General features: G+C 65.6%; 19 protein-coding genes and 1 pseudogene. 7 read left to right on the forward strand and 13 right to left on the reverse strand.

The annotated features are described in order from the left end of the window. Position 1: 1 nt before the first annotated feature. The 10 genes from ACQZF9_RS03140 to ACQZF9_RS03185 all read right to left on the reverse strand — a co-directional run bounded on the left by ACQZF9_RS03140 (position 2) and on the right by ACQZF9_RS03185 (position 10,064). The gene (locus ACQZF9_RS03140) at positions 2-895 is read right to left on the reverse strand and encodes an SDR family NAD(P)-dependent oxidoreductase (RefSeq protein ID WP_428311817.1); all 894 of its coding nucleotides are present in this window, start codon (positions 893-895) and stop codon (positions 2-4) included. A gap of 17 nt (positions 896-912) precedes the next feature. Beyond that, complete coding sequence (locus tag ACQZF9_RS03145; RefSeq protein WP_428311818.1) at positions 913-1,458, reverse strand: nuclear transport factor 2 family protein; 546 nt, start codon at positions 1,456-1,458, stop codon at positions 913-915. A 9-nt stretch (positions 1,459-1,467) separates the two neighbouring features. After that, the gene (locus ACQZF9_RS03150; RefSeq protein ID WP_428311819.1) at positions 1,468-2,406 is read right to left on the reverse strand and encodes an SDR family NAD(P)-dependent oxidoreductase; all 939 of its coding nucleotides are present in this window, start codon (positions 2,404-2,406) and stop codon (positions 1,468-1,470) included. A 334-nt stretch (positions 2,407-2,740) separates the two neighbouring features. Further along, positions 2,741-4,069 carry a leucine-rich repeat-containing protein kinase family protein gene (locus tag ACQZF9_RS03155; RefSeq protein ID WP_428311820.1) on the reverse strand — a complete coding sequence of 443 codons (1,329 nt, stop codon included), beginning with the start codon at positions 4,067-4,069 and terminating at the stop codon, positions 2,741-2,743. A gap of 71 nt (positions 4,070-4,140) precedes the next feature. Continuing rightward, complete coding sequence (locus ACQZF9_RS03160; RefSeq protein ID WP_428311821.1) at positions 4,141-4,419, reverse strand: cytochrome C oxidase subunit IV family protein; 279 nt, start codon at positions 4,417-4,419, stop codon at positions 4,141-4,143. Positions 4,420-4,421: 2 nt separating this feature from the next. Further along, positions 4,422-4,988 carry a cytochrome c oxidase subunit 3 family protein gene (locus ACQZF9_RS03165; protein ID WP_428311822.1) on the reverse strand — a complete coding sequence of 189 codons (567 nt, stop codon included), beginning with the start codon at positions 4,986-4,988 and terminating at the stop codon, positions 4,422-4,424. Continuing rightward, on the reverse strand, positions 4,985-5,794 hold the full coding sequence (locus ACQZF9_RS03170; protein WP_428311823.1) for a hypothetical protein: 810 nt from the start codon (positions 5,792-5,794) through the stop codon (positions 4,985-4,987). Before ACQZF9_RS03170 ends, ACQZF9_RS03165 begins: the two co-directional genes overlap by 4 nt. Further along, on the reverse strand, positions 5,791-6,519 hold the full coding sequence (locus ACQZF9_RS03175; protein WP_428311824.1) for a hypothetical protein: 729 nt from the start codon (positions 6,517-6,519) through the stop codon (positions 5,791-5,793). Before ACQZF9_RS03175 ends, ACQZF9_RS03170 begins: the two co-directional genes overlap by 4 nt. 25 nt (positions 6,520-6,544) lie before the next feature. Next, entirely contained in the window at positions 6,545-9,055 is a 2,511-nt protein-coding gene (locus ACQZF9_RS03180; RefSeq protein ID WP_428311825.1) for a TonB-dependent receptor, read from the reverse strand. 142 nt (positions 9,056-9,197) lie between these two features. Further along, on the reverse strand, positions 9,198-10,064 hold the full coding sequence (locus ACQZF9_RS03185; RefSeq protein ID WP_428311826.1) for a helix-turn-helix transcriptional regulator: 867 nt from the start codon (positions 10,062-10,064) through the stop codon (positions 9,198-9,200). Positions 10,065-10,269: 205 nt separating this feature from the next. Here ACQZF9_RS03185 and ACQZF9_RS03190 point away from each other — a divergent pair. From ACQZF9_RS03190 to ACQZF9_RS03215, 6 genes and pseudogenes are all read left to right on the forward strand, one after another. Further along, positions 10,270-11,472, forward strand: a pseudogene (locus tag ACQZF9_RS03190) (cytochrome P450); the annotation flags it as partial. A gap of 381 nt (positions 11,473-11,853) precedes the next feature. Then, a complete protein-coding gene (locus ACQZF9_RS03195; RefSeq protein ID WP_428311827.1) occupies positions 11,854-12,177 on the forward strand; it encodes a 2Fe-2S iron-sulfur cluster-binding protein in 324 nt (107 codons plus the stop codon). Between the two features lie 409 nt (positions 12,178-12,586). Then, positions 12,587-13,249: a TetR/AcrR family transcriptional regulator gene (locus ACQZF9_RS03200; protein ID WP_428311828.1), complete on the forward strand. Its 663-nt coding sequence runs from the start codon at positions 12,587-12,589 to the stop codon at positions 13,247-13,249. Between the two features lie 44 nt (positions 13,250-13,293). Then, entirely contained in the window at positions 13,294-13,509 is a 216-nt protein-coding gene (locus ACQZF9_RS03205; RefSeq protein ID WP_428311829.1) for a hypothetical protein, read from the forward strand. Continuing rightward, positions 13,506-14,516 carry a formylglycine-generating enzyme family protein gene (locus ACQZF9_RS03210; RefSeq protein ID WP_428311830.1) on the forward strand — a complete coding sequence of 337 codons (1,011 nt, stop codon included), beginning with the start codon at positions 13,506-13,508 and terminating at the stop codon, positions 14,514-14,516. The genes ACQZF9_RS03205 and ACQZF9_RS03210 overlap by 4 nt, the downstream gene beginning before the upstream one ends. Positions 14,517-14,618: 102 nt before the next feature. Then, complete coding sequence (locus ACQZF9_RS03215) at positions 14,619-14,906, forward strand: hypothetical protein (RefSeq protein WP_428311831.1); 288 nt, start codon at positions 14,619-14,621, stop codon at positions 14,904-14,906. Between the two features lie 79 nt (positions 14,907-14,985). Here the strand turns inward: ACQZF9_RS03215 and ACQZF9_RS03220 are convergent, their stop codons facing one another. The 3 genes from ACQZF9_RS03220 to ACQZF9_RS03230 form a co-directional block, all read right to left on the reverse strand. Further along, the gene (locus ACQZF9_RS03220; protein ID WP_428311832.1) at positions 14,986-15,966 is read right to left on the reverse strand and encodes a CorA family divalent cation transporter; all 981 of its coding nucleotides are present in this window, start codon (positions 15,964-15,966) and stop codon (positions 14,986-14,988) included. A gap of 14 nt (positions 15,967-15,980) precedes the next feature. Beyond that, entirely contained in the window at positions 15,981-17,585 is a 1,605-nt protein-coding gene (locus ACQZF9_RS03225) for an inorganic phosphate transporter (RefSeq protein WP_428311833.1), read from the reverse strand. A 316-nt stretch (positions 17,586-17,901) separates the two neighbouring features. Further along, positions 17,902-19,137: an OmpA family protein gene (locus tag ACQZF9_RS03230; protein WP_428311834.1), complete on the reverse strand. Its 1,236-nt coding sequence runs from the start codon at positions 19,135-19,137 to the stop codon at positions 17,902-17,904. Between the two features lie 566 nt (positions 19,138-19,703). Here ACQZF9_RS03230 and ACQZF9_RS03235 point away from each other — a divergent pair. Next, entirely contained in the window at positions 19,704-22,265 is a 2,562-nt protein-coding gene (locus tag ACQZF9_RS03235) for a DUF1302 domain-containing protein (RefSeq protein ID WP_428311835.1), read from the forward strand. The last annotated feature ends 3 nt before the right edge of the window (positions 22,266-22,268 follow it).

The following is a 22,268-nucleotide window of genomic DNA, read 5'->3' on the forward strand; positions in this document are numbered from 1 at the left end:
TTCATTTGCCACGGTAGTCGACCTCCGAAATCGGCTTCCAGATCGGGGCTCCGCGCGTCGCGCGGGCCGACGGGACGACGCTGCCGTCGACATCGGTGATGCCGTATTCCTGTGCCAGTTCGGCGGTGATGAACGTGCCCCCGGAGCGCCGCATGATCTGCGGATCGGCCGCCATCGCCGCGATCACGCGGCCCGGATGCTCGACACTGCTGCCGGTCTGGTTGGTGATCGATCGGGTCATGCTGTGGCCCATCCTGGCGAGGTTGTCCCGCGCCTTTTCGGTCAGCGTCAGCCCCTGCCACATCACGATCGAGGCGACGTTGTAGGGCTGCAGTTCGATCGCCATGTCGCGCGACATGCGATCGACCGCGGTCTTCGAGGTGCCGAAGATCACGCCGTAGGTGTAGGTGACCGCGGCAAAGCCGGAGATCGCGACGATCAGGCCGGATTGCTGCGGCGCCATGATGTTCGCCGCATGCCAGGCGGCGACGTAGTTCGACTTGATGCCGACGTCCCACATCTCCAGGTTCGACAGCGGCTTTTCCCAGAACGGCTTGCCGTCGAGCAGATCGTCCGACAAGGTGAAGGCGTTGTTGACCAGGATGTCGAGCCGGCCCTGTTCGCGCCGTACCTGCTCGAACAGCGCCGCGACTTTTTCATCATCGGCATGATCCACCGCCACCGCGATGCCGCGGCCGCCGCTGGCGGCGCCGCGCTCGCTGCATTGCGCCGCGGTTTCGCCGACCGTGCCCGGCAGGTAGTACGAGCCCGGCGTCACCGTTCTGCCGGTCACGTAGACCGTCGCGCCCTGTTCGGCCAGCGCCAGCGCGACACCGCGGCCGATGCCGCGGCTGGCACCGGTGACGACGGCGACCTTGCCTTTCAATGTCGACATTTTCCGGCGCTCCGCTGCTAGGGGCCAGCGAAAAAGCCGAGGCTGAAATCGCCATGCGCGCGGCCGCTGAAATGCTCGGCGCTGAACGGCATGCCCATCACGCCCTGCGACCAGTCGATCGCCACGCCCCAGTCCTGGTACCAGTCGTAGAGCATCGTGCGCTGCGCGATCTTCCAGTCGCCGCCGCGCTGTTGCATCAGGTCCAGATAGCGTCCGCCGATGCACACGTCGCGCTGCTGGCTGCCCATGTCGACGCGGTGATACGACAGCAGCTGCGTCTCGACACGCGCCTGGTCGCCTTCGAGTTCGATGTAACTCTGGCCAAGTACATGCTGGGTGTTCGGGATTGCCGGCGAGCCGGGAATGACCCAGTCGAAATATTGCGGGAAGCTGCCTTTGAACACGCCGTAGTCGGTGGTCGAATCCGGCCAGTACGAGGCGCGGATCAACTCGCCCTGGCGGCGATCTTCGCCGCGTGCGAGCTGGACGATGCAGCGCCGGATCGTGTCGCGCGCAAGCAGGTCCTGCAGCTGCGCCGTGATGTCTTGGCTGTCGGTATCCATGGCGATCGCTCAGTTCCTGTTGACGGCGCCGCTGCGCGCCATCTCGAAGCTGCGCGCCAGGTGATCGCCGAAGCCCGACGGCAGCGGCGGCAGCAGCCAGGTCTTTTCGGGCAGCCGGCCGGTGTCGCGGATCCGCTCGATCTGCTCGGCGACATCGTCGATGGTCCAGCTCGGGCGATACACGCCCTGGCTTTCGGCGATGAAGGCACGCGCGACGCGCCCGGCCATCGAGGTGTAGAGCTCGCCGCTGACCGAGCAGGACTCGTGAGCGAGCCAGGCCACCACCGGTGCGACCAGATCCGCGCCCATCGGCGGATACAGCGAGGTGTCGAGGCCTTCGGCCATGCGCGTGACCGCGCCCGGCAGGATGATGTTGCTCCTGATGCCGTGCGCCGCGCCTTCGAGCGCGATCACGTTGTTGATGCCGATCATCCCGGACTTGGACACGGCGTAGGGCAGGCCGTTGGGGATGCTGTACAGGCCGCCGATCGACGAGGTCAGCACCACGCGGCCGTAGCCCGCCTTGAGCATGTGCGGGAAGGCATTGCGCACCACGTTGAAGGCGCCGATCAGATGCACGTCGACCACCGCGTGGAAATCCGCGGGATCGATACTGTCGAGCGAGCCGTAGCGCACGTTGCCGGCGTTGTGGATCAGGACGTCGACGCGGCCGTAGGCATCGATCGCTTTCTGGATGATCGCCTTGCCGCCGTCGAACGTGGCGACCGAGTCGGTGGAGGCGACGGCGTCGCCGCCGGCCGCGCGGATTTCCTTGACCACGGTCTCGGCCGGGCCGGCATCGGCACCGTCACCGGCCATGCTGCCGCCGAGATCGTTGACGACGACTTTTGCTCCCCTGGAAGCGAGCAGCAGCGCGTACTCGCGCCCCAGCCCACGGCCGGCGCCGGTGATCACCGCGACGCGGTCATCGAATCTACGCTCGGTCAAAGCTGGGCTCCTGTTCGCACTGCTGCGGCCTGCGTCGCGCCGCACTCGTGGCGAGGGCGGCGGTTGCCGGCACGTCGTATCGGCCGCATTCACCGGCCGTATCACTTAGTAAGTCAACACAGTTGTTCAGTAATACGGTATCGGCCCGGCCCGGGCCGGTCAAGGTATTGAATACCGGCAGCCGAGCCGCTACTCGCCGTCGCCTGGATCGGCTGCGCTCAGGTCGGCGGCCGTATCGTCTTGCCGGATCGGCACGCCGGCGCCCGTGTCGGCTCCGACCGGGGAGTGTGGATCGAGGCGGCACGGGTCCACGCCGCCGCGACCGCAAGCGAGCTCAGGCCGGCGACAGCGCTGCCAGTTCGCGCTCGACGTCGCGCATCAGCGGACGCAGCGCGGGCTGCGTCTGCAGGCAGCGATCTTTCAGCGTCAGCAGTCGCGTCCATCGTTCATCGGCGCCGCCATCGCAGTGCTGCAGCAGCTCTTCCAGCAGGCAACCGTAGGCGCGCGCCTCGATACGCTGCAGGGCCAGCGATATCGCCGAATCGTCGTGAGCGAAGAACGAGGCGGCGCCGAAGTCGCCGATCAGCGCGTCGCCGTCGCCGTTCCATAGCGTGTTGTGCGCGTACAGATCGCCGTGGAGGATGCCGCGCGCGTGCAGATGCGCGGTCGCGCTGGCGAGGCCGCGCGCCATCTGCAGCGCGGTATCGAGCGACCAGCGCGTGCCGGGCGCATACACGTCGCGCGTGCACGAGGCCAGGCTCGGCGGGCCGGCGAGATTGCGGAACACCGGATCGATCAGCTGCATGACCAGGCCCGGCGTCGCCAGCGGATGGCCGACGACGCGGCCTTCGATCGGAATCAGATGGCGATGACGGCCCGCCGCGATGCAGGCGTCCATTTCGCTGCGAGGCAGGCCGTCGCTGGTGACGGCGCCCTTGAACAGCTTGACGGCGACGGCTTGCGGCCCGGCCGCGGTATCGCGCTGCCACAGCGCGCGATGGATCACGCCGGAAGCGCCCTCGCCGAGCACGGTCTGCAGTTGCAGTTGCGACCAGTCGATGCGGGCGGCGGGATGTTCGGCAAGCGCCTCGGCTTCGCTGATGTCGCTGAACGGATTGCCGGCGTAAGCCAGCCAGGCCAGCCGTGGCAGATCGAACAGCCAGCGCGGCAGCGCGCCGAGACGATTGGCGGCGATGCGCAGCAGCTCCAGCCCGGTGCAGCCGGCCATTTCATCGGGCAGTTGCGCAAGCTCATTGCCGGCCAGCATCAGTTTCTGCAATCGGGTGCAGCGGCCGATTTCGGCGGGCAGCCCGGTCACGCCATTGTCGGTCAGGATCAGCCAGCGCAGCTGCGGCGACAGCGCCGCGGCCGGCACATGAGCGATGCGGTTGGCCTTGAAGCCGATCGTGTCCAGCGCCGCGCATTGTCCGACCACCGCGGGCAGCTCGGTGAAGCGATTGTCCGAGCAGAACAGCACGCGCAGGTGCTTCAGCCGGGGCAGATCGTCGGGCAGCGCCTGCAGCGCGTTGCCGGACAGGTTCAGCACTTCCAGCGTGTCCGCCAGATCGAAGATCTCGCGCGGGAATTCGCTCAGGCCGGCGCTCAGGTCCAGCCGGCGCAGGCCGACGAGCTTGCCGGCGCGCAGTTGCGCGAGTGTGTGCATGCGACCGATCGCGTTTCAGGGAACCGCGAGATTACAGCATCGCGACCGGCGCTTCGGCCGGCAGAGCCGGCCTAGCGCATGCCCAGCGAGTACAGCGCCAGCAGGCCGATCACCAGCAACGCCAGCCAGGCGTCGGCGATGCGCCGCAGCAGCGGGGGCGCGTGGCGCAGGTCCATGAACTCGGTGAGGATGAAACGGATCTTCAGCGCCGCCATCAGGATCACGCTGTAAGTGATCGCGGCATTGGCGACGAAGGCGTGATGGCCGTGACGCGAGCCGATCCACCACGAGATCGCAGTGAGGGCACTGAGCAGCAGCCAGGTCAGCGTGAGACGATCTTTCAGCAGCATGCTCATCTCATCACGTAGAGCAGCGCGAAGATGATCACCCACAGGAAGTCGACCATGTGCCAGTAAATGCCGGTGTCGTCGACGATCTGATGGTTGCGTCGCTGCGGGCCGTGCAGCTGCCAGGCGACCACGCCGAGGAAGACGAAGCCGATCAGCACGTGCAGCACGTGGATGCCGGTCAGGAAGTAGTAGTAGGAATAGAACTCGTTGGTCGACAGCTCGATGCCGGCGCGGATCTTGGTCGTCCACTCGTACAGCTTGCCGCAGACGAACAGCGCGCCGCAGGCGATGGTCAGATAAACCAGCCGGCTCGCCTGCGCGTAACGCCGCTCGCGCGAGGCCTGTACGCAGCGTGCCATGAACCAGGAGCTGAGCAGCAGCAGCAGGGTGTTGGCGAAGCCGAGCCCGGCGTTGAGTTGCTGCTGGGACTGCAGGAACAGCTCCGCGTTCTGTGCGCGGAAGTACATGTAGACCAGGAAATAGCCGCTGAAGGTGATCGCCTCGAACAGTACCAGCACCCAGATGTCGCGCTGGATCGGCTCGGCCTGCCGTGCTTGGCCGATGTTCATGCCGAGGCTCCGGACGCGACCGCTTTCAGCGGCGGCAGCGGGCCGTCGCCGAGGTCGTCGCGCAGGATCATCTTGCGCAGCAGGGTGATGAAAATCACCGTGTAGACCGCGAACACGACGGTGTCGATCCAGAACGCGACGATGCCGTTCCAGGCGAATACGCCGCTGGAGAAAATCCAGCAGGGGCTGACCACGACTTCGGTCAGCGCGTTGCAGATGTTCAGATAGCCGAACCAGCGCGGGAACACGCGGTTCTTGTCGAGCAGCACCGCGGTCATCCACACCAGCGTGCCGATCAGGAACACGCCCATGGTGCCGTTGAAGCACAGGATGCCCATGTCGTAGATCAGGTGCGTCAGCTCGGGATCGCGCTCCGGCCGCATCGCGCCGACGGTCAAGGTCACCGCGGTCAGCAGCATGCCCGGGGTGGCGCTGAGCGAGTAGATCGCGACGTAGGAATAGCCGAAGGCCTTGCTGACCGACATGCGCCGCATCGAGTAGCCGATCAGCGCATTGCAGGCGGCGACCAGGCCCGAGACCATGAAGATGATGCCGAAGCCGATCAGCAGGCCGTTGTGATTGTCGCTGAACCACTGCAGCACGCGTGGCGTGTCCCACCAGGGTTTCGGCGGCGGTATCACGCGCGTCATCAGGCAGAAAACGACGCCGAACAGGTTGTAGAAAAACACCATCGCGTACCAGATGATCCACAGCTCGACCTTGGGATCATGGCGCCAATGCCAGGCGATGCGGCCGAGCCGGCCCGTGGGTCGCTTTGGCGCGCCGATGGCGGGTGCCGCGCTCATGCGGCGAGCGCCTCTTCGCGGCGTTGCCGGTAAAGATTGCCGCCGACCTGCAGCGCCATGACCACGATCCACAGTGTGATCGCGGCGTTGCGCAGCCAGAACGAGATCAGCCCGTCCCAGGCCAGCGGACCGCTCAGGCTCACGGCCGAGAACGAGGCCGGCGCCAGCGCTGCGGCCACCGCCAGATTGAAGTGCGCGACCCAGGTCCTGAACACCGGGCGCGGCTGCCGGTCCAGATAGATCGCCAGCGCCAGGAACACGCATTGCGCGATCAGAAAACCGACCTGGCCGATGAACGTGACCCAGGCCATGTCGTTGAAGAACTGGATCATCTCCGGACTGCGTTCGGGGCGGAACGCGGCCAGCAGCCAGAACAGCGTGGCGATCGCGAACAGCGAGGGCCCGCCGGTCAGGCAGCCCAGATAGCAGTAGCTCAGCACCGGCGTGTGGTGTCGCATGCGCCGGATCTGCATCACGATCAGCGCCAGGAACGGGATCAGGCCGACCGCGAACCAGTTGAACATGATCATGCTGTAGCGGATGCGTGGCAGGTTGTGCGGATCGCGGTAGAACGCGGCGACCTCGTCCGCGCTCATGGTCGGCGACATCGGCTCGGTGAAGCCCGGGAACAACAGGAAGGCCGCGAACCACAGCAGGCCCAGCACCGGCACCGTCCACAGCAGGATCAGTTCGCCACTGGTTTTCTGTGCGGAAATAGTTTGCATGGACGATCGCCCCGTTGCTTGTCGACTAGTTGTCGCCGCCCCAGCGATAGCTGAGGTTGAGGCCGAGGATGCGCGGCTCTGAATAGATCGCGGCCTGGATGTACGTCAGATGCCACTGGTTGCTGTTGGAGATGCGGTATTCCTTGTCGGCGAGATTGCTGCCGTAGAACTGCGCGTCGAACGCCGAGCCGAAAATATGGTTCCAGCTGAGGCTGGCGTTGATCAGGCCGGCCGCGGGCAGGCGCGCGCCGGGTTCGTCTTCCGGCAAGGTGGTCTGCCCGCTATAGCGGGCCGCGGTCCAGGTATAGGTGCCCGACATTTCAACGTCGCCGTACGAGGCATCCAGCGGCAGCAGATAGCGTCCGGAGACGCTGAACTGATGCTTGGGCGCCTCGTACGGAATGCAGCTGAGTTCGAGCACGCTGCCGCGCTGTTTCTGCTGGCCGCTGCAATCCAGCTGCTGCGTGGCGCCGCCGTAGAGCAGGTCGAACTTCTTGTACTCGCCGTGGGTGTAGCCATAGCTGCCGACCAGCGTGAAGCCGTGGAAAGGCTGCACCGTCGCATCCATCTCGAAGCCGGCGACGGCGGCCTTGCCGACGTTGAACACCGCCTGGCCGAGCTGCGGTACCGGGCTCACCGAGTTCGGCGGTACGTAGCTGTCGGCACCGGCTTTCTGCAGATCGGAATAGTCGGTGTAGTACACCGCCGAGTTCAGTCGCACCGGCATGTCGGCGATTTCGAAATCGATCTTCTCGCCGATTTCGTAATTGGTCACGTACTCGGGCTTGTAGGTGTAATGATCGGGATTGACCACCACCACCGACATGCCGCCGGATTTGTAGCCGCGGCTGATCTTGCCGTACAGCAGGCTGGCGCCGATCTTGTAATCGAGGCCGACGGTGTAGGTCAGCGCCGAGCCCGAGGTCTCGGCGTCGTGCGCGGCGTCGACCAGCGGCAAGGCGCCGGCCGCGGTCTGGCGGATCGAGGCCGTGCCTTGGGTGTTGTCCCAGGTGTAGCGCAGGCCGCCGGTCAGGCTCAGGCCCTGCAGCGCATCGACCAGCGCGCCCAGATCGTAAGTCGCCTGCGCAAACGGCGCGGCCGACCACTTGCTGATGTCGTAGCGCTGCAGTACGTCGACGAAGAACAGCGAGGTGCCGTCGATTTCGCCCTGGGAATCGGTATGTTCGTAATAGCCGCCGGCGACGTACTTGAGCGTGCCGTCGAGCGCGCTGCCCTGCAGCTGCAGCTCCTCGGTGACGGTTTTCAGATCGGTTTCGTAGGAGTCGTCCGGATTGACGAAGTCGTTGAACGCTGCGCGCGAGCCGTCCAGATCCCAGCGGTACTGGTGCTTGAATGCCGAGTAGCTGGCGATGTTGCGCAGCGTGACTTCATCGCTGAGGTCGTAGCGGAAGTTGTCGATCACCGCGCCGGTGCGCAGCTGGTCGGTGGGGTCGGCGCTGAGCTGTACCCGGCGGTTGCCGCGTGCCTGCTGGTCGTCGAGGATGTCCTGGCCGCAGTTGCTCGAAGGCCCGAACAGGTTCAGCACCACGCAGCCGAGATTCAGGGTCTGCGTCAGATCCAGCCCCGGAATCTGCGACAGCGCGCCGAGCCCGACCGTCGCCGGGATCGCCTGGTTCAGGCCTTCGCGGTTGATGTTCTTGATTACCGTCGCGGTGCCGTTGTCGTTGCTGTCGGTGTAATAGCCGAGCAGGTAATTCTCGGTGCGCTCGGTCGGCCGCCAGGTCAGGCCGAAGCGCGAGGTCCAGTAGTGCTTGCTGTCGTAGTCCTTGCCGGTGTCGATGTCGCGGGTGAAGCCGTCGCGCTGCATGAACTGGCCGCCAAAGCGCGCCATCAGCGTGTCGTCGACGATCGGCAGATTGACCGTGCCCTCGTAGCTGCGACCGGAATAGCCACTGGCGCCGGCGCGCAGCGCGGCCGAGAAATCGTCGGTCGGCTTGTGCGGCTCCAGCAGCATCGCGCCGCCGGTGGTGTTGCGGCCGAACAAGGTGCCCTGCGAGCCTTTCAGGATCTGCACGTTGGCGAGATCGTAGAACTTGCCTGGGCCGCCCTGATAGTTGGCGACCGGGTCCGACGGCAGCGCCACTTCGGCGAGGTAGATCACCACGCCGGGGCTGGCGCCGAACTGCGCGCCCTGGCCGCGGATCGTCGGCGACTCGGTGTTGCGCATCTGGCTGTTGGCGCCGATCACCAGCGAGGGCACCCGGCCCTGCAGATCCTGCGGTGTATTGATCTGCTCGCGTTGCAGATCGTTGGCGTTCATCACCGCCACCGCCACCGGCACGTCCTGCAGGCTTTCCTCGGTGCGGCGCGCGGTGATCACCACTTCTTCGATCGTGTTGGCCGGTGCCTGACGCTTCGGCTGCGGTGCCGGCGCGTCGGCCGCGCCGTCGACCGCGATCGCGTCGTAAGTCGGCGCGTCCGGCTTGCTGTCGCTGGACTGCGCATCCGCCAGCGTCGGGCACAGCCACAGCGCGATGGCGCCGCGCAGCAGCACTCGTTTGTAATCGGGCTTCATTCTTCCTCCGCCGACGAATGCCGATCTGATGTCGGTTTCGTGTCGCAGGAACACGGTAGTCAGGCCGGTATCGGCGGTCTACGCTGAGTTAGGGCCTGCACGTTGAATTCGGGCCAGCGAAAGGCGGGCCGGCCCGGCACGCTTACTGGAAGATCAGCTCGCGGCGGCGGCGCTGGCGCGACGCGGATTGCTGGTACTGCCCCGGCGTGATGCCGGCGCCGCGGCGGAACGCCGAGCAGAAGTTCGATGACGACGAAAAGCCCAGCCTGCTCGCCACCGAGGCGACGCTTTCGTCGGCGGCGAGCAGGCGCATCGCATGGGTGATCTGGCGCTCGGCCACGTAGTCGCCGACCGAGCAGCCGCGTACCGCGCGGAAGCTGCGCGTCAGCTGGCGTACCGAGACGCCGCACAGTGCGGCCAGCTCCTGCAGGCCGGCGCTTTCCCGCACTTCGGCCAGGCGCTCCTCGATGCGCCGCAGCTGCCACGGCGCCAGCTGTCCCTGCAGCGGGCGCTCCGGCAGCGCCGCGCCGTAGCGCAACAGGTCCACGCCCATTTGCGCGGCGATCGACTCGACCAGGATCTTGCTGGCGAAGCCCGGATTCATTACCTCGTCGGCCAGCCGCAGCATCTGGTGGCGCACGTTGGCATCGCGCACGTCCAGGCCGAGCAGCAGAAAGCGCGTGTCCATGTCCGGCAGGCGGTCGAACAGCGCCAGGATCGGTGGCAGCTCGAGCTGGCAGACCAGCGACGACAGCGAGCGCGCCTCGTCGCTGCAGGCGGCCATGTCGACCGTCGGCGGCAGCACGAACAGCTCGCCGATGCGCTCGTAGTGGCTGGAACTCCAATGGTCGACGAAGCAGGCGCGGGCGCTGCGATGCCGCGAATTGAGGCAGAGCTCGACGCGGATGCTGTCATCAATTCGCAGTACGCTGGCCGGCGGTGCGCTGAAGTCGTAGCGCACCCGCTGCACGCGAGCACTGGTCGTGCTCAGCTGAGCTTCGACCAGCATGGAGGCGCGTGGGGCTTGCATCGGCGACGGGATACCCTAACGCGCCGCTATTAGTCAACAGGGTTGCCTGTAGAGGAAAGCCACGCGCTTTTTTGCCGGGCCCATCTGTGAAAACTGGCGCGACTATATTAAAGTCATGTCTCTGACGCCAATTTGCACTGCTCAGACTCGCACGAACCGCTTGCCCCGTACCTCACGCACGAGAATGCACATGAATGCACCGACGATTTCCTGGGATCCCTACAATCCCGAACTGTCCCGTGATCCCTATCCGACGTACCGGCGGATGCGCGAGGAAGCGCCGCTGTACTACAACGAAGAGCATGATTTTTACGCGCTGACCCGTTACGCCGATGTCGAGCATGGCCTGCGCGACAAGGACAACATGAGTTCGGGCTACGGCGACATCCTCGAGTTCATCAAGGCCAAGTCGCGCATGCCCGATGCGGTGTTCATCCATCAGGATCCGCCGGTGCACAGCGCCTATCGCAGCCTGATGCAGCGCATCATCACGCCCAAGCGCATGCTCGGCGTCGAGGCAGAGATCCGCAAGCTCTGCGCACGCAGCCTGGATCCGCTGGTCGGCTCCGATCGCTTCGATTTCATCACCAATCTCGGCGCCGAAATGCCGATGCGCGCGATCAGCGGCCTGCTCGGCATTCCGGAAGAAGACCAGACCGCGATTCGCGAGTCGGTCGACGCGCGCATGCGCACCGAGGCCGGCAAGCCGATCGATCTGTCCAAGCAGGCCGATCTGCAGGTCGAGGCGCTGGGCAACTTCGACGAATACATCAAGTGGCGCGAAAAGAATCCGTCGGACGACATGATGACGGAGTTGCTGCAGGCGGATTTCAACGATCCGGCCACCGGCAGCAAGCGCAAGCTGACGCGCGACGAGATCAGCGCGATCGTCAACGTCGTTGCCGGCGCCGGCAACGAAACCACCAACCGCCTGATCGGCTGGATGGGCAAGACCCTCGCCGAGAATCCCGACCAGCGCCGCCAGATCGCGCAGGATGCGAAGCTGATCCCGCAGGCGATCGAAGAGCTGCTGCGCTTCGAGCCGCCCGGCCCGTTCATGGCGCGCTACGTCACCAACGACATCGAGTACTACGGCCAGAAGATTCCCAAGGGCAGCGCGCTGCTGCTGATGGTGGCCGCGGCCAATCGCGACGAGCGCCGCTTCGTCAACGGCGACAAGTTCGACATCCATCGCGAAGTGCGTCCGCACATGACCTTCGGCAACGGCATCCACGTCTGCATCGGTGCGCCGCTGGCGCGCATGGAAGGCCGCGTGGCGATGGAAGAAATCCTCAAGCGCTTTCCGGAATGGGAAGTGGACTACGACAACGCGGTGCTGTCGTCGACCTCCACCGTGCGTGGCTGGGATTCGCTGCCGGTCTGGGTCGGTTCCAAGCCGAAGAACGCGACGATCTCGGCGCCCAAGCCGGCGCCTGCTGCGCCTGCCGAGCCGGCCGGGCCGGTGCCGCTGGAGGGCAAGTGGAACGTGACGGTGAAAGGCCCGACCGGCCCGCAGCCGGCGGTGCTGGTGCTGGAGAAGAGCGGCGACAGCTTCACCGGTGCGCAGACCGGCGACGGCAACACCTCGCAGATCATCGACTTCAAGTACGACGGCAAGAACATCAGCTGGGCCAACCAGATCACCAAGCCGATGAAGCTGAAAGTCGAGTTCAAGGGCGAGGTCGTCGGCAACACCATTACCGGCAAGGCCAAGGCCGGATTCATGGGCTCGTATCCGTTCACCGCGATCAAGGCCTGAGCTGCCCGAATGCCGAAGATCGTCTACATCGAGCACGACGGCAGGGAGCACGTGGTCGACGCGAAACTGGGCAGCAGCCTGATGCAGACCGCGCTCGACAACGCGGTGCCCGGCATCCTCGGCGACTGTGGCGGTGCCTGCTCCTGCGGCACCTGCCACTGTTACGTCGATGCGGCCTGGGAAAACAAGCTGCCGCCGATTGGAGAGAACGAGGAGGTGATGCTCGAAGGCACCCTGCACACCGAGAGCAACAGCCGCCTCAGCTGCCAGCTCGAAGTCACGCCGGATCTGGACGGCCTGGTGTTGAGGTTGCCGAAGAGTCAGGTGATGTAGCTTTTTTGTTTGACGCTTGATCCGGGGGCGGCACCGCAAGGTACCGCCCCTTTTTTTGGTCCCGACGACCGCAGGCTGCGGGCGCTGCGTCGGGCGCATGCGGGCGAGAGCGGCCAGAGGCCGACTGCCTGGCGACTTCAGTAGTGGTTCGGCTTGCGCACCATCGACACGATCGCGTCGGCGATGTCGGCAAACACGGCGGTGCCCATCGCGGTCATCAGCAGCGAGCAGAGAATGGTCATGGCGTACTCCTGGTCAAAAAGTCGGTGGAACCCGATGCATGCCATTCTTTCCAATATTGAGTAATAAGTCAATATTGAACTAATAACCAGTATAGAAAGTCCATGCAATATTGACTTTGCCGCCAGCGCTGCCGAAGATCCGGCGACCAAAAACTGGAGTTGCCGCGATGGCGGAGCCGCTGACACGGGGGCACAAGAAGCGCGCCCGAACCCTCGAAGACCTGCTGGATGCGGCGACGCGGGTGTTCTCGCGCAAGGACGCGATCCTGACCACGTTCCTGGAGATCGCCGACGAGGCGCGCGTCGCCAGCGGCACCGTGCACAACTACTTCAAGAGCAAGGACGAGCTGATCGAGGCGGCGGCGATCAAGCTGATCGACCGCATCAACGGCCCGGTGTGGCGCGATTTCGAGCGCGTCGAGGACACCGCGCAGCGGCTGGCGATCGTGATCAAGTCCGCGTTCCAGCTGATGGCCGACGACCCCGAATGGGGCGCCGCGGTGCTGCGCCTGGTCGACGCCACGCATCGCACCACGCAGAAGCTGACCAACCTGATCCCGGAAATCCTGGAAGAAGGCCGCAACAGTGGGCGACTAGTGTTTCGTGACCCTCTGGCGGCGCAGAACGTCGTCGGCGGCGCGATCCTAGCCGGCATGCGCAGCGTCAATGCCGGCGCGGCGCCGGAGGCGATGGGCGAGCACCTGGTCGAGCACGTGCTGCTGGCGCTCGGCCTGAAAGCCAAAGAGGCGCTGCGGATTGCGCAGAGCGCGCGCGCGGCCGGTGCGCCGGACGAACCGGCATCGACGCGGCGCTCTGCCGGCAGGAGCTGAAGTCCTACCACGGCCTGTCGCCGTGGGTCGCCGCGCCGATCGCGGTGCCGGAGTTCGAGAGGGCGATGCTCTGGCACCAGCGTCTGCACCGCGTGCGGGCCAGCCGGCGCCGTCTGCTGGCGCGGGTCGACGGGCCTGACTACGCCTCGGTCCGCATCATCGGCGCGCGGCTGGACAGCCGCAGCTCGGTGCCCCGACTATCCGCCACGATCGAATCGCTGCGACAAAAAAATCCGAACCGAATGATGTGCCGCGCATGAAACCCGTCCCCCTCATTGTCGCCAGCGTGTTGGCTACGCTTAGCCTCGCCGCTGCGATCCTGCTGATCGTGCGGCCGACGGCGGCGCAGCCTCCGCTGTCGCCCTTGGGTAGCGCGGCGACCTGCGCCGCTTATTCCGGCCTGCCGCCGGCCTGGCGCGACGATGCGCATGCCGGCATGGTGCATATCGACGGCGGTCGCTTCGTGCTCGGCAGCACGCAAGGTTATGTCGACGAGCGTCCGGCTGCGGAGCGCGTCGAGGTCGACGCGTTCTGGATCGATCGCACCGAGGTCACCAACGCGCAGTTCGCCGCTTTCGTCGACGCCACCGCCTATGTCACCGAGGCCGAGCGCCAGGGCGGCGGCGCGGTGTTCCATCAGCCGACGCAGGCCGAGCTCGGCTCGCGGCCGTATTCGTGGTGGGCCTTCGTCAAAGGCGCCGACTGGCGCCATCCGCACGGTCCGGACAGCAATCTCGATGGCTTGCAGAATCATCCGGTGACCCTGGTCACGCAGGCCGACGCGCTGAGCTACGCGCGTTGGCTGGATCGCGATCTGCCGACCGAGGCGGAATGGGAATACGCGGCCAAGGCCGGGCACGAAGACCGGACACTCGACCAGGCGCCGCGCGACGCCAGCGGCAAGCCCTTGGCGAATTACTGGCAAGGCGTTTTCCCTACGATGAATCTGCGCCAGGACGGTCATGACGGCCTGGCGCCGGTGGGTTGCTTCGCCGCCAGCGACTTCGCGCTCTACGACATGATCGGCAACGCCTGGGAATGGACGCGCGATGTCTACAACGGTCCGCATGTTTCGCATGCCAATGGCGACATCGCGCTGGTTTCCGCCGGGCATGGCCAGGCTGGTGCGCAGTCGATGGTGATCAAGGGCGGCTCGTTCCTATGCTCGCAGGATTTCTGCGTGCGTTATCGCGCCGCCGCGCGCGAATCGCAGGAGGCCGATCTGGCCTCGGCGCACATCGGCTTTCGCACGGTCAAGCGCCATTGAGCGCGCCTGCGCCTGGACCGTTTGCATTCAGCATCGCGCCGTAATGTTCCCTCAGCGCGCGGCCACCGGCCGCGCTTCGTCGAACGACAAGGGAGATCACGAATGCTGGAGCTGGCGGTTTCGGAGCGCGCTTATCTGGCCCACCGGCGGGCGCTGACGACCAATGCCGAGGGACAGGAAATCCTGCTCGGACTGACTCACCAGGAGAGCCTGGCTTACATCGACTGCTGCCGGCACGGAGGCGATCGCACGGCGCAGGCGACGATGCAGTGGAACGCGCTGCGCGATCGCCACGAAGCGGCACGCGATGTGGTCATCGATATCGAAGAAATGCTGGTTTGCCGGCAGCTGCATCGCAACGGCACGAGTCCGTCCAGCGCGTATCTGTGACGTGCGGCGCCTGAGATAAGCCTAGGGAACCTCTGATTAAGTCCTGCACGCGGGCGCGTAGGACTTAATCAGAGGTTCCCTAGAGCTTGACGAAGCCCAGCTTGCGCAGCACCAGATACACCGCCAGCGCGGAGCTGGCGGCCATCAGCGTCGCCATCACGGTGCCGATCGACGAACTCGCCCAGGGCAGGCCGCCGGTATTCATGCCGAACAGGCCGGTGACCAGGGTCGCCGGCAGCATCAGCGCCGACAGGATCGACAGCACGTAAAGGCTGCGATTGGTGCGTTGCGCCGTCTGCAGTTCGAGTTCGTCGCGCAGCAGTCGCAGCTGGCTCTGCACGGCGGTGGCGCCCTGGTCCAGCGCGGCGACGCGCTGCGCGAAATTTTCTATCGCCGGCAGCAGCAGCGGCGACAGCGCGCTGTCCGGCTCCAGGCGTCGGGCGATGGTGCCCATGCCGGCGAGCAGGCGATGCAGCCGCAGGGCGCGCCGTCGCATCGCCACCAGCTCGCTGGTGTCCGGTGTCAGGCTGTCGGTCAGCAGTTCGTCCTCGATGTGTTCGACGGCGGCTTCCAGCGCCTGCAGCTCGCCGCTCATCACTTCGATCACCGAGCTGGTCAGCAGCTCCAGCGCCGCGTTGGCGCTGTCGGGGCAACGCCCAGTGACGATGCGATGTCGCGCGATGTCGGCGCAGCGTAGTGGGTGCCGACGCAGCGTCAGCAGCAGCCGATCGCTGATGGCAAAGCGCAGCGTGCCGACGCCGGCGGTCTTCTGGTCGTCGAGTTCGCGCTGGTAGTCGTGCAGCACGCAGGCGAGCCAGTCGCCGTCGACCAGCGCGCGCTGGTGGTCGTCGTGCGACAGCAGCAGATCGCCGACCAGCGACGGCAGCGCGGCAGCCTTGATCCAGCGCTCGCTGCCGCGATCCGCCGCGTTGAAGTGCAGCCAGCGGAATGCGGCCGCCGCGGCGGCGTCGCCAGGCTCGGGATCACCGAGCGCGATCGCCGCACCGGCGACAAAGTCGTAGCCCCAGATCAGGCCATTGGTCAGCAGCGGGCCTTGCACGGCGCGACCGCGGCTCAGAACAGCTTCGACAGCATCCAGTACAGCGAGCCAGCGAGCAGGATCGACACCGGCAGGGTCAGCACCCAGGCCATCAGCAGGCTGCGCACCGTCGACATCTGCAGTCCCGAGCGATTCGCCTGCATCGTGCCGGCGACGCCGGACGACAGCACATGCGTGGTCGACACCGGCAGGCCGAAGGCGTCGGCGGCGCCGATCGTCGCCATCGCCACGAGTTCGGCTGACGCGCCCTGCGCATAAGTCATATGCGTCTTGCCGATCTTTTCGCCGACGGTGACGACGATGCGCTTCCAGCCGATCATCGTGCCCAGGCCGAGCGCGAACGCGACCGCCACCTTGACCCAGGTCGGGATGAAGCGCGTCGCCTTGTCCAGCGAAGCCTTGTAGCTGTCGAGCACCTTGGAATCGGTGGACGCGAAGCTCAGGCTGTCTTCCTTGCCGAGACGCTTCACGGTTTCGGCGGCGAGGTACATGTCGTTGCGCATGTTGCGGGTCTGGTCGGCCGGCACCCGCGACAGCGAGCCGTATTCGCCGACCTGCTGGTCGATGTCGCCGGCCAGTTTCGACAAGGCCGGCACCGTCTGCGGGTCGAGTTTCTTGTCGGCGAGGTAGCGGGTCAGCGCCGCGCGCGGATCGCCTTCGACCGTGGCCTGGCCGCCGTGGCCGCCCAGGGTCTGCGTCAGCGCGGTGGTGTGGCTGTGGAATTCGCCGACGTACTGCGCCGGTACGGCGCGATTCAACGCATAGGCCGTCGGCACGGTGCCGATCAGGATCAGCATGATCAGGCCCATGCCTTTCTGGCCGTCGTTGGAACCGTGCATGAAGCTGACGCCGGTGCAGGTGAAGATCAGCAGGCTGCGGATCCACAGCGGCGGCGCGATGCCGGGCTTGGGCGCTTCGTACAGCGCCTTGTTGCGCACCAGCAGTTTCAGCGACAGGAACAGCAGCGCCGCGAGGCCGAAGCCCAGCAGCGGCGAAATCAGCAGCGCCTTGCCGATCTCCGTGGCCTTGGTCCAGTCAACGCCAGCGGTGCCGCTGCGGCCATGCATCAGCGCGTTGGCGATGCCGACACCGATGATCGAGCCGATCAGCGTATGCGAGCTGGACGAGGGAATGCCCAGCGCCCAGGTCGCGAGGTTCCAGGCGATCGCGGCGAACAGCAGTGCGAACACCATCGCAAACCCCGCATTGGAGCCGACCTGCAATATCAGTTCCACCGGCAGCAGCGAGATGATGCCGAAGGCGACCGCGCCGGTGGACAGCAGCACGCCGAGAAAATTGAAGAAGCCCGACCAGACCACGGCGACATTCGCCGGCAGCGAGTTGGTGTAGATCACCGTCGCGACCGCGTTGGCGGTGTCGTGAAAGCCGTTGACGAACTCGAAGCCGAGCGCGATCAGCAGCGCGATGAACAGCAGGACGAAGGGCAGGTAAGCCGTGGCCTGCAGGCCCGCCGCGCTGGCGTCGACATAGACGCTGTAGGCCACGTACACAATCGCCACCAGCACCGCGGCGCCGAAGCCGATACTGCCGGCGGCGCCCAGCCCCTGATCCATGCGCGGCCCATTGCCGCCGGTCGAAGCCAGCGTTGTTGAGTTCATTTGCCATTCCCTGGTGAGATGAATATTCAGTCACGCTAACAAGCGGCAATGACACATTCGTGTCACACGCGGCGGCGCGCAGCGGGTCGCCGACTGGTTGGACCAGTCGCTCCCGAAGCGACGCTTGCGTGTATCACCTGGGGCTGCATTTTGGCTTTTCGAGAACCGCGATGACCCCAGCCGGGCCCGCAGCATGAGCGCCGCCACGACGGCAGACGATCGCCGTCTGCGCCGCGGCGTGCTCGCCGCGTTCATGGCGCTGGCGCTGCTGTCCAGCGTCGCCGGCATTTCCGTTCTGGAGCGCCCTGCGGCAGCATCACCCAGGCGCGTTCGCGGTGTCCGCGCTGTCGGTGGTTTCCGGCGTCGCGGGTTCCGTCGTCGTGCCGGCGGCATCGTCTGGTGCTGCGGTCGAGTCGCTCGGCGCGGCAGCGTCGGCGGGGATCGCGGCGCTGTCGGCTCCGCCGGCGATCTTGATCTCGACGCGACGATTGAGCTCGCGACCTTCGTCGGTCGCGTTGTCCGCCACCGGCATCGTCTCGCCATAACCCTCGGTATGCATCCGCGACGGCTCGATGCCGCGCGCCTGCAGGTAGTCGGCGACCGATCGCGCGCGGCGCAGCGACAGCCCGAGGTTGTAAGGCTCCGAGCCGCGCGCGTCGGTATGGCCGCCGATCTCGAAGTTCAGCGACGGCACACGCTGCAGCGAATCGGCGACGTCGTCGAGCAAGGTCTTGGCGTTGACCGTCAGCGTCGCCTTGTCGAAGTCGAAGTTGACGCCGCGCAGCACGATGATGTCGCCCGCCGCGCAGCCGGCGAAGTCGATCTTCTGTCCGGCCTCCGGCGTGCGGCACGGCGGTGCGGCGGCGACCGCTTCGGCGGCAGGCTCGGCCGCGGCTTCGGCGACCGGGACGACCTCGACCGGCGCCGCCGGCGCCGGCTCGACCACCGCGGTCTTGCCCAGCGGGATCACCAGGCCGACGCTGAAGACGAAATCGTTGAACGCCTTGCGGCCATTGCCGAGGCTGTCGCCGGTACGGCGGTCGTTATGCGCGTCGAGCTGCCAGGTCACCTGGCTGCGGACGACGATGTCCGACGACGTCCACGGCGCCCACCAGTAGCCGGCACCCAGGTTCAGCAGAGCGCTGCCGTAGCTGGCATCGAGGCACGGTTGTGAGCGCACGCTGCCATAGCCGAGGCCGACCAGCGCGTAAGCCGAGCGGGCGGTGGGAAAGAACAGCGCATTGGCGGTGAGACCCGCGATCTTCGCCGAGCCGCTGCCTTGCTCGTGGCCAAAAACACCGTATTGGCCGCTCAATTCGGCGAACAGCCGCTCCGATACGATGCGGCCCACCGACAGTGATCCGCCCAGACCGTCGTCGGTCAGGCGGCCGGAATCGGCCAGCGTATAGCGCGCCATCGGTGACAGGAAAATGCGCTCGCCGATCGCGGTCGACGCACTGTCGGTTGGCGCTGGCGCGGCATTGGCCGGTGTCGCCACGGCAGCCGTCAGCCAACAGGCCGCGACGAAACCACATCCGTGCATCGCTTTCATGCGTTCTCCCTTTCGAACAATTTTTCTGGTTATGGGGCGTTGATGCCGCAGTGACGGCCGACGCGTGCGGCGTCCCTCAAGCGCGCGCGAGTCAACTCGGTGTGTACCGGCGCCGGGCGACGCCGTAGCGAGGCGACTCCTGCACCTGTCTGCGTGCAGGCGCTGTGGCCGCAACGACTCGCGATGGTCGACCGGCCTGCGCCGCGGGGTCAACAAACTTTTGGTAGGTCTTTTATGGCGCCGCGTGGCGCGTTTGCCACCGCTGCGCGCACTGCGGCGATTACCTACCTAAAGTTCGGTGACAGTCACGGGGCCACCGAAGATGATCCGTCCGTCGCAGCGGACCCCCAATGCGACGAACACGATGGTCGCCTGCTGCAGCCCCACGCGGCTCAGGCGGAAACCGGGCCAACTGTCTGGCTGTGGACGTGGGCCGGAGTACAGCAGCACGAGCTGCGAACGGCCCTCACACGTTGACGACTTACAACGCATCGCCCTTGTTCGACGCAACGGGGCTTATCAAAAGAATTGCCCTGAAGGGCGATCGGGAGGAGAGAGTGCTTCGAATGAATGCGGGTTCCCGCTGTTCGGCTGTGTTGTCGTCGCTGGCCTTTCTCGCCGCGGCGGCGTCACCGAACGTCGCCCTGGCGCTGGGTTTCACGATTCCGTTTTTCGACGAAGACATCACGGCGACGTCGAACACCACGCTGATCGAGGGCGTGGCGATCCGCGCCGAGCCGCAGCGCGAGCGCTCCATCGGCAAGAACGAGCTCAATCCCAACGTCTGCGGCCGCACCGCCGGCGGCGAGGTTTTTTATCAGGAGTGCCAGGGCCTTTTCAGGGAGCAGATTTTTCCGTCGCAGCATCTTGCCGATGCGCCCGGATCGTTCAGCAATAATTTCAGCCACGGCAACCTGAACTATCGCCAGGGCGACATCACGCAGGCCGAGCTGCGCGTCAACGAAGATGTCACGCTGGTGTGGAAAGGCTGGACGTTTTTTGCCAAGGGCATCGGCTTTTACGACCCGGTGAATTACAACTTCACCGAGTACCATCCCAACCTCATCACCAAGGACAACTACCAGCAGGTCGGCTACCTGTCGACCGCCGGTACCGAGATCGTGCGCACCGGTCAGAACACCGGTGTGTTGGCGCCGCTGATCGCCGGGCTCGGACTGCCGCCGAGCCTGCTGACCGGCCTGCTGTCCAATCCGCTCGGGATTCCCGGCCTGGGTGTGCGCACCGACTCGACGCCGTGCCCGGCCGATCGCAATCCGAGTGCCGGCCCCTGCGGCGTCGTCTATGGCCCGGGCGGCGTCGTCTACCAGAAGCGCAGGGACTCCACCACGCTGAAGGAAATCGGCCTGGGCCTGCAGTTGCTGGACTTCAACCTCACCGGCAACGTGCCGGTTCCGATCGTCGACAAAACCCTGCAGGTCAGGATCGGCCGGCAGCAGGTGATCTGGGGCGAGTCGACGCTGGAGTTCTTCGACTCGATCAACGTGATGAACCCGCCCAATCTGAATAATTTCTTTCGGATCGGAGGCAATGGCCTGGATGATTTCTACCAGCCGCTGAATGCGGTCTCGCTGGCGATGACGCCGTCGGACAACATCAACCTGTCGGCCTGGTATGCGCTGGAATTCCAGCCGGTGCAGCTGCCGGCGGAGGGCGGTTTCTATTCGCCGGTGAATCTCGGGACCAACAACGAGGGCCCCGACTACCTGACGATCAGCTTTGCCAACCTGGCGCCGGACCAGGACGCCAAGGGCACGCTGCTCGACAGTCCGCTGACGCTGATCACCAACACCACCTCGCGGGCCAGCCGCCTGCGCGACGAGAATCCCAACGACGCGGACAACAACTTCGGACTCAAGCTGACGTATACCGCCGACTGGCTCAACAACGGCACCAATCTCGGCTTCTACTTCGCCAACTACACCTCGCGCGTTCCGATCGTCAGCATTTACTCGGCCGACGAATCCTGCGCGAAGAACACCACGAATACGGTGGCGTTCTTCCTGGCCTGCCCGGACATCCCGTTCCTGCATTCGCTGACCCATCCGAACGATCCGGAAGGCGCCACCAGCGACGCGTTCCCGCTCGACAGCATGAAGTTCCGGCTGGAATATCCCAAGAACGTGAAGATGCTGGGCTTCAGCTTCAACACCAGCTTCGGCGATGTGTCGATGCAGGGCGAGGCGGCGTATCGCCCCAACGATCCGCTGCAGGTCGATATCGTCGACCTTGCATTCGCCGGCCTCGGCCCGGTGTTCAACAACTGCCATATCGCGCCGGGTTGCAGCGGCAGCACGGTCGGCCTTGGAACCCAGGCCGATGGCGGCGTCGGTGTGTACGGCAACAGCAACTACCAGACCGCCAACGGCTCCGGCGCCTACAACGATACTTATGATCTGATCGTCGGCCAGCTGCCGGGCTCGGGCCGCTCGTTCCCCAATTTCGTGATCCCGTATCGCGGTGGACAGATCGGCGCCAACCCGGCCAATTCACGCATCCAGGGCTGGGAGCGATTCAAAACCCTGTCGCTGGATTTCGGCGCAACCTACGTCGAGGGCAATACCGATTTCACGCCGCGTTTGCTCGGAGCGGACCAGATCATCTGGCTGCCCGAACTCGGTTTTCGCGCGGTGCTGAATCTGCCCGACCAGGACCAGCTGGCACTGGCCGTGCCGGGCACCTTCACCAGCCCGACGGCGGGCGCGGACGGCTCCGGTGCCGATGGCTCGCGCCAGGCCTGCTCCACCAACGTCGCCTGCAACTACGGCCCGGACGGCTTGCGCTTCAATCCACATCAGGCGCCGCTGGGCCTGTATCCCACCAAGCTGTCGGGTGGCATCGGCGCCGTGGTGCTGATCCGCTGGGACAACATCCTGCCGGACATCAGCATCGATCCGCAGATCATCTTCAAGTACGACGTCTTCGGCCACGCGCCGGGCTATCTGTCGAACTACGTCAAGGGCCGCGTGTTGTGGGACACCAACATCGAGGTCCGCTACGGATCGCAGTGGTCGTTCAATCTCGGCTACCAGATGTGGGCCGGTGGTGGAGACGCGAACCTGTTCCAGGATCGCGACACGGCGAGATTCTTCGTCAAGTACTCGTTTTAGCTC

The organism is Hydrocarboniphaga sp., assembly GCF_965279055.1.
Classification (GTDB): Bacteria; Pseudomonadota; Gammaproteobacteria; order Nevskiales; family Nevskiaceae; genus Hydrocarboniphaga.

Coding starts and splice junctions, on each gene's coding strand:
- ACQZF9_RS03180 (WP_428311825.1), bottom strand. CDS start 9,055: ATGAAGCCCGATTACAAACGAGTGCTGCTGCGCGGCGCCATCGCGCTG.
- ACQZF9_RS03175 (WP_428311824.1), bottom strand. CDS start 6,519: ATGCAAACTATTTCCGCACAGAAAACCAGTGGCGAACTGATCCTGCTG.
- ACQZF9_RS03185 (WP_428311826.1), bottom strand. CDS start 10,064: ATGCTGGTCGAAGCTCAGCTGAGCACGACCAGTGCTCGCGTGCAGCGG.
- ACQZF9_RS03195 (WP_428311827.1), top strand. CDS start 11,854: ATGCCGAAGATCGTCTACATCGAGCACGACGGCAGGGAGCACGTGGTC.
- ACQZF9_RS03210 (WP_428311830.1), top strand. CDS start 13,506: ATGAAACCCGTCCCCCTCATTGTCGCCAGCGTGTTGGCTACGCTTAGC.
- ACQZF9_RS03215 (WP_428311831.1), top strand. CDS start 14,619: ATGCTGGAGCTGGCGGTTTCGGAGCGCGCTTATCTGGCCCACCGGCGG.
- ACQZF9_RS03140 (WP_428311817.1), bottom strand. CDS start 895: ATGTCGACATTGAAAGGCAAGGTCGCCGTCGTCACCGGTGCCAGCCGC.
- ACQZF9_RS03165 (WP_428311822.1), bottom strand. CDS start 4,988: ATGAACATCGGCCAAGCACGGCAGGCCGAGCCGATCCAGCGCGACATC.
- ACQZF9_RS03155 (WP_428311820.1), bottom strand. CDS start 4,069: ATGCACACACTCGCGCAACTGCGCGCCGGCAAGCTCGTCGGCCTGCGC.
- ACQZF9_RS03200 (WP_428311828.1), top strand. CDS start 12,587: ATGGCGGAGCCGCTGACACGGGGGCACAAGAAGCGCGCCCGAACCCTC.
- ACQZF9_RS03235 (WP_428311835.1), top strand. CDS start 19,704: ATGAATGCGGGTTCCCGCTGTTCGGCTGTGTTGTCGTCGCTGGCCTTT.
- ACQZF9_RS03160 (WP_428311821.1), bottom strand. CDS start 4,419: ATGCTGCTGAAAGATCGTCTCACGCTGACCTGGCTGCTGCTCAGTGCC.
- ACQZF9_RS03145 (WP_428311818.1), bottom strand. CDS start 1,458: ATGGATACCGACAGCCAAGACATCACGGCGCAGCTGCAGGACCTGCTT.
- ACQZF9_RS03225 (WP_428311833.1), bottom strand. CDS start 17,585: ATGAACTCAACAACGCTGGCTTCGACCGGCGGCAATGGGCCGCGCATG.
- ACQZF9_RS03230 (WP_428311834.1), bottom strand. CDS start 19,137: ATGAAAGCGATGCACGGATGTGGTTTCGTCGCGGCCTGTTGGCTGACG.
- ACQZF9_RS03170 (WP_428311823.1), bottom strand. CDS start 5,794: ATGAGCGCGGCACCCGCCATCGGCGCGCCAAAGCGACCCACGGGCCGG.